This is a genomic window from Streptomyces solicavernae, assembly GCF_029968095.1.
GTDB lineage: Bacteria > Actinomycetota > Actinomycetes > Streptomycetales > Streptomycetaceae > Streptomyces > Streptomyces solicavernae.
In genome coordinates this window covers 66773-73492 of sequence record NZ_JASCIR010000032.1, presented here as the reverse complement: position 1 = coordinate 73492, position 6720 = coordinate 66773, and the positions used below count along the sequence as shown (strand labels likewise).

The 6720-nt window shown below is 72.8% G+C and carries 4 protein-coding genes; 1 reads left to right on the top strand and 3 read right to left on the bottom strand.

Features of this window, described 5'->3' with window-relative positions:
- The coding region (locus QIS99_RS26890) for a chorismate mutase (RefSeq protein WP_282516252.1) at positions 1-332 on the bottom strand (332 nt) is incomplete at its 3' end.
- 11 nt (positions 333-343) lie between these two features.
- Complete coding sequence (locus QIS99_RS26885; RefSeq protein ID WP_282516251.1) at positions 344-1228, bottom strand: helix-turn-helix domain-containing protein; 885 nt, start codon at positions 1226-1228, stop codon at positions 344-346.
- 313 nt (positions 1229-1541) lie between these two features.
- On the opposite strand from QIS99_RS26885, the gene QIS99_RS26880 reads away from it, so the two are divergent.
- The gene (locus QIS99_RS26880) at positions 1542-3302 is read left to right on the top strand and encodes a glycoside hydrolase family 35 protein (protein WP_282516250.1); all 1761 of its coding nucleotides are present in this window, start codon (positions 1542-1544) and stop codon (positions 3300-3302) included.
- A 57-nt stretch (positions 3303-3359) separates the two neighbouring features.
- Here QIS99_RS26880 and QIS99_RS26875 read toward each other — a convergent pair whose 3' ends face one another.
- Positions 3360-6440, bottom strand: a complete 3081-nt coding sequence (locus tag QIS99_RS26875; RefSeq protein WP_282516249.1) for an endo-alpha-N-acetylgalactosaminidase family protein — start codon at positions 6438-6440, stop codon at positions 3360-3362.
- Positions 6441-6720 lie beyond the last annotated feature (280 nt).

Below are 6720 nucleotides of genomic sequence, written 5' to 3'. Positions count from 1 at the left end.
GACCTGGCGATCGTCTCGTGGTGGCGGATGACCTCCGCGATGATGAAGTTGAGCAGCTTCTCCGCGAACGCCGGGTCCAGCTTCGCGCTCTCCGCCAACGCGCGCAGGCGGGCGATCTGTTCGGCCTCGCGGTTCGGGTCGGCGGGCGGGAGCTGGTGTTGGGCCTTGAGGTGGCCGACCTGCTGGGTGCACTTGAAGCGTTCCGCGAGCATGTGGACGACCGCGGCGTCGATGTTGTCGATGCTCTCGCGCAGGCGGGCCAGTTCGGCGCTGACCTGTTCGTCGACGCCCTCGCCGGGCTGACCGTTGTCGCTGTTCGTGATGGAGCTCATGGGGCAAGAGCCTACGTTGCCGGGTGGAGCATGGGCGGGTCGTCCGGGTCGGGTATCTGCTGGGACCAGCCACCCGGTACGGCGCGGCCCTGCTGCTGCCGGAAGCGGACGGGGGCGACGCCGACGCGGCGGGTGAACAGGCGGGAGAAGTAGGCGGGGTCGTCGTAGCCGACGCGGCGGGCGACGGCGGCGACGGGGAGTTCGGTGGCGGCGAGGAGTTCCTTGGCGCGGCCGAGGCGGATGCCGAGCAGGTAGTCCTTGGGGCTGCAGCCGGCGCCGCGGCGGACGGCGGTGCGCAGCTCGGCGGGCGTCATGCCGTGCCGGGCGGCGTGCTCGGCGACGGAGAGCGGCTGGAAGGCGTCGCGGGCGAGGGCCTGCAGGACGGGGTCGCCGTCGGGGGCGATGTCGGCGCGGGCGCGGCGCAGGGCGACGAGGAGTTCGTGGACGGCGGCGCCGGTCTCGACCTCAAGGAGCGGGTTGCCGCGGCGGGCGGCGCGGGCGATGCGGCCGACGGCGGCTCGCGGGGCGGCGGCGTCGGACAGGGGGATCACGGGACGCTCGGGTTCGATGTAGCCGAGTTCGGTGTACGTAGCGGTGGCGGGGCCGGTGAAGTCGACGAAGGACTCGTCCCAGCCGGTGTGCGGGTCGGCGCCGTAGTGGTGCGGGACGCCGGGGATGATCCAGAGGAGGGTGGGGGCGGTAACGGGGGTGCGGCGGCCGTCGGGGCCCTGGAACCAGCCGCTGCCGGAGCTGATGACGATGGCGACGTGGTGGTCGAGGGTGCGGGGGCCGACGGTGGGCAGGGTGCCGTGCTGGAGTCCGACGCCGAGGCAGACGAGGCCGAGGCGGTGGTGGACGGGGCTGGGCGTGAAGTACCGCATCCACGTGTGATACATACCCCGTTGCCCCTTTCGCCCCGGCCGGCGGATGCGCCTTGTGGCCGCTCGTGGCCGCCTTGTGGCCGCTCGTGGCCGCCTTGTGGCCGCTCGTGGCCGCCTTGTGGCCGTTTGTTGCCGCTTGTCGCTTGTCGCTTGTCGCTGCTTGTGGCTGCTTGTGGCCGCGATGTTGCCGCCTGCGCCCGCCTTGTTGCCGCCTGGTGTCGCCTCGTTGCCGCCTTGCGTCCAATCAGGGCTGATCTTTGTCCATGGACCGGCCCGCCGCCAGAGCCCGAGAGTAGAACGCACTGTGCGCGACGGAAAGGCGGGCCCGGTGGGCGAGTTTGTGGTGGGGGACGAGGACTTCGAGCTGGACGGGCGGCCGGTGCGGCTGCTGTCGGGTGCGCTGCACTACTTCCGGGTGCACGAGGCGCAGTGGGGACACCGGCTCGCGATGCTGCGGGCGATGGGCCTCAACTGTGTGGAGACGTACGTCCCGTGGAATCTGCACGAGCCGCGGCCGGGCGAGTACCGGGACATGGCGGCGCTCGGCCGGTTCCTGGACGCGGTGGCGCAGGCGGGCCTGTGGGCGATCGTGCGGCCGGGCCCGTACATCTGCGCCGAGTGGGAGAACGGCGGCCTGCCGCACTGGCTGACCGGGCCGCTCGGCGGGCGGATCCGGACGCGGGACGCGGAGTTCGTGACGCGGGTGGAGGACTGGTTCGGGGTGCTGCTGCCGCAGGTGGTGGAGCGGCAGCTCGACCGGGGCGGCCCGGTGATCATGGTGCAGGTGGAGAACGAGTACGGCTCGTACGGCTCGGACCAGGAGTATCTGCGCCGACTGGCGGCGACGCTCAAGGAGTTGGGCGTACGGGTTCCGCTGTTCACCTCCGACGGGCCGGAGGACCACATGCTGACGGGCGGTTCCGTGCCGGGGGTCCTTGCGACGGTCAACTTCGGTTCGCAGGCCCGGGAGGGCTTCGCGACACTGCGCAGGCATCAGCCGAAGGGGCCGCTGATGTGCATGGAGTTCTGGTGCGGCTGGTTCGACCACTGGGGTACGGAGCACGTCGTACGGGATCCGGCGGACGCGGCGGGCGCGCTGCGGGAGATCCTGGAGGCGGGGGCGTCGGTGAACCTGTACATGGCGCACGGCGGCACCAGCTTCGCGGCGTGGGCGGGCGCGAACCGGGGCGGCGAGCTGCACGACGGCCCGCTGCACCCGGACGTGACGTCGTACGACTACGACGCGCCCGTCGACCAGTCCGGCCGGGCCACGCCGAAGTTCTGGGCGTTCCGCGAGGTGCTGGCCGGGTACACGGACGGGCCGCTGCCCGAACTTCCGCCTGCGCCACGGGAGTTGGGCACGACGACGGAAGCCGGCCTCGATGCGTGGACCCCGCTTGGGGAGGTCGTGGACACGCTCGGCGGGCCGGAACGGGCCTGCGGGTCCGCGCCCGCCTTCGAGGACGTGGACGTGGACCGCGGCCTGGTCCGCTACCGGGTCGACGTGCCCGGCCCCCGGCAGCCGTACCCGCTGCGGGTGCCGGGCCTCAGGGACCGGGCGGTGGTGTACGTGGACGGGGTACGGGCCGGGGTGCTCACCGAGGACTGCCCGGTACTGCCCGAGCCGGTCGCCGGGCCGGCGCGCGTGGAGCTGGTCGTGGAGTCCCTGGGGCGCGTCAACTACGGGCCACGGCTTGGCGAGCCGAAGGGCCTCACCGGGGGTGTGCTGCACGAGCGGCAGTTTCTGCACGGGGTACGGGCGGCGGGGTTGCGGCTCGACGCGTTCGACGACGCGGATCGGGTGCGGGGGCTGGTCTCCCGCACCCCGGAGGGCGCCCCCGGTCTGTACCGGGGCACGCTCTCCGTCGCGGGCGCGGGCGACGCGCTGCTCGAACTTCCCGCGTTCACCCGGGGGTTCGTGTGGGTGAACGGGTTCTGCCTGGGGCGGTACTGGGCGGTCGGGCCGCAGCATTCGTTGTACGTGCCCGGGCCCGTGCTCCGGGAGGGGGCGAACGAGGTGTGGGTGCTTGAGGTGGAGGGGGCCGGGGCGGGGGCTTCGGTGCGGGTGCGGGCGCCTGCGGCGGGCTGATTCCCCGCTTGCGACGGCGCCAGGTGTACTGCCCTGTGAGGTTGGGGACGTCTCCCCCTAGACCTCCCGCACCTCGAACCCGTCCATCACGAACTCCGCCTTCCCGTCCTCCCCCACCTTCCGCAGGCCGACCCACGCCTCCCCGTCCGCCGGGGCCGTGAACTCGTAGGCCTGGACCGTCGGTTCGGTGGCCACCGCCAGCGGCTCGCGGGACAGCTCCCGTGCGCCCGGCTCGTCCACCGCCGTGATCCACGCGTACTGGCCCGCCTTCTCGTTCTCGTACCGGAACGCCACCCGGTACCTGCGGCCCGCCGTGAAGCGGACCGTGTGCGGGACCGTGCGGTAGACGAGGCCCTTGTTCTCGCCGCGGGACTTCAGGGACTCCGAGCCGTCGATGACGTCGTCGATCGCCTTGCCGTTCCAGCCGCGCTGGGTGTACGGGGCGTGCCGCTGGGCGATGTGGGTGCGCGGGTCGGTGGCGCCGCCCGCGTCGCCCTTGACGAAGGGGCCCCAGCCCTGCGGCACGTGCTCGAAGTCCTCGAAGACCAGGGCGCCTTCGGGGACAGCGGTGCGCCGCGCCGGGACGACGCGTACGTTGTCGAAGCGGACCCGGGCGGAGCCCCGCTCCGCGCGGAGGGTGAGCTCCACCGGGCCGCCGCCCTCGGGGACCGTGAAGTACGTGAACAGGCGCTGGAAGCGGGTGCCGTGCTTGCGGTCGGCGGCGACGTAGTTCCCGGCGGTGGAGGTGTGCGTGAAGTTCTCCGCCCGTACCCCGTCCGCGGTGCGCACCTCCAGGGCCGCCCGGCGCCGCTCCCCCGCCTTCGCGCCGACCTCGACCTGCACGGACGCCGCGTACGTACCGGGGGCGAGGCGGGTGAGGCGCTGGCCCACGGCGGCCGCGGCGCCCGCGCCGACCACCAGCTCGTGGTCGCCGAGCCCGCTCAGCTCCACGGACGCCGGACCGGACACCGTCCAGCCGTCCAGGGAGCCGGAGTTGAAGCCCGGGTCGTGCAGCGGGGTGGCCTGGCCCCAGTCGGGGTCGGCGGGCGCCGGGACCTTCTCGCGGTAGAGGACGTACGGCTGCTCCGCCTCGGCCCGCAACGTCACCTTGCCGCCGCGGGCGACGCGCACCGTGCCCTCGTACACACGGCCCTGGTCGGTGAGCCGGTACAGCGCCAGCTTCGAGGCGTCCGCCCAGCCGCTCGGGAGCTGCCAGGTGCTGGTGCCGGACTTCGGCGCGTAGTGGTAGAGCTTCGGCGGGTTCAGGGCCTCTCTGGGCTCCCAGGGGAGCAGGTAGCGGCCGTCCTCGTAGACGGTGCGGCCGTCGGTGGTGATGACGCGCTTGCCGCTCGCGTCGGAGACCTTCGTCGCCGGGTCGCCGAAGAACGTGATCTCGTGCTCGGTCCAGGTTCTGATCGGGTGGGCCTGGAGGTACTTGGCGGGCAGCGAGTCCGTCCAGATCTGGTCGTAGAACACGGCCCAGTCCGTCTTGCCGACCCAGCCCTCGAAGTTGCCGGTGCGCGGGATGCCGAGGAGGGTGGGCCACTTGTCGGCGAAGACGTCCTTGTGGTCGTTGCGGATGAAGCGGATGAGCTGCGAGTTGATGCCGCGGGAGGTGTCGGGGCCGTAGTCGGTCTCCGTCGCCCAGTGCGACCAGACCGAGGAGCGCTCCAGGCCGTGGCCCCACTCCGTCGTCACATGCCAGCCCTGTTCGCGCAGGGCGCGCTGGAGGCGGTCGGAGTTCCAGCCGGACTCGCGGAACACGTCGATGTAGAGGGTGTTGAGGGCGTCGTCCGTCTCGGCGCGCAGGTCGGCGAAGCGCCCCACGATGTCGCCGGAGACGAGGTCACGGCGGGGGTCGATGCGGTAGCTCTGGTCGAGCCAGTCCCACTGTTCGTCCGTCTTGTCGACGAGGGTCTCGGAGAAGGCGTTCGCGACCGGGTACGACTCGGTGGCGTTGACGTGCACACCGAAGTCGCTGCCCCACTTCTTCCCTTCCCTGACCAGGGTGTTGAGGTCGGCGAGGCCGCCCGCGCGCTTGTTGTGGTTGCCCGCGTAGTCGGGGTGCGCGGAGTCGTGGCCCTCGGACTGGTAGCCCTTGAGGAGGGTGTACTGGCGCAGCCCGTCGGTGGCCAGGGAGATCCGCTTGACGTGGTCGAGGGTCAGCAGGAACGGGTTGGTGGCCTGCGAGGCGAAGTTGAACGGGATGTGCGGGACCACGCGCAGGTGCTGGTCGTCGGCGCCGAGCGGCATCACCATCACGTCCCGGAACGCGATCGCCGCGTCCTGCCAGTCGACCAGCTCGTCGCCGTTGCGGTCGCCGGTGACGACGACGGTGGCGTACGGGAGGGGCTCGGTGGCGTCGACGGGCGCGGTGGCGGCTCGGTGGGTGAACTGGCCGAGGGCGAGCCGCGCCTCGACGTGGCCGTCCTTCCGTACGGTGCTGCGCCGCAGCCGGCCGTTGTCCCAGGTGGTGCCGTCCGCCGAACTGGGCTTGTCGTACACGGTGTTGGTCTCGACGGCGCCGCCGAGCCGGTCGTGCGCGACGACGGCGTACGCGCAGCCCTTCGCGGCCTCGGCCGGTGTGTCCGGGGTGACCCGGACGAGGGTGTCGCCGCTCTTCGCCTTGTCGAGCTCGATGCGCGCGGCGAGCAGCGCGGCGCCCGGCTGGTCGCTGCGCACCGTGAGCAGGGCCAGGTCGGGCAGGTCCAGGGTGCCGACGCGCAGGGCTGCGGTGTCGGCGATCCGCGTGATCCGCCAGTGCACCTGGTCCCCTTCGACCCGGATCTCGGCGTCGATCTCGGTGCCGCCGGTCAGGGCGAGGGTGTACGTGATGCGGTCGGCGCGGGACTTCGACGTGACCGTCGGGGTGTGCTCGGCGCCGTCGACGAGGAGCGTGGCGACGGGGTCGGCCGCGCCGTGCAGGACGGCTCCGGAGGGGCGGTGGGTGTAGTCGACGATGCGCGGGAAGCTGGTGTCGACGCGCACGTCGAGGGTGCCGGAGCGGAGCAGGGCCTCGCCCTTGGCCGTGGGGGCGGCTGCGGCCGGGAGCTGGACGCCGAGTGCGAGTCCTGCGCCTGCGGCCGCGGTGGCGGCGACGACGCTGCGGCGGGTCGGTCCATCGGTCTGTGCGCGCACTGCACGCCTCCTCGGGACGGTGTCATGTGGGCGTCACGATGCGGGAGGCGGGGGTGGGCGGCCCATGGACAAAGGGGCGGGAGTGGTTGGACAAACCGGTGCGGCGGTCGGGATGAACCCTCCCCCTCCCCCCCAGCCCTCCCCCCCTCAGCCCTCAGACCTCAGCCCTCAGCCCGCGGCCCGCAGCCCGCCGCCGGGCGCCGGGCGCCGGGCGCACGCACACGTCCCCCGGCCCACCGCCGTGCGGGCCAGGGGACGTGCGGTTCAGGAAACCGCCGGG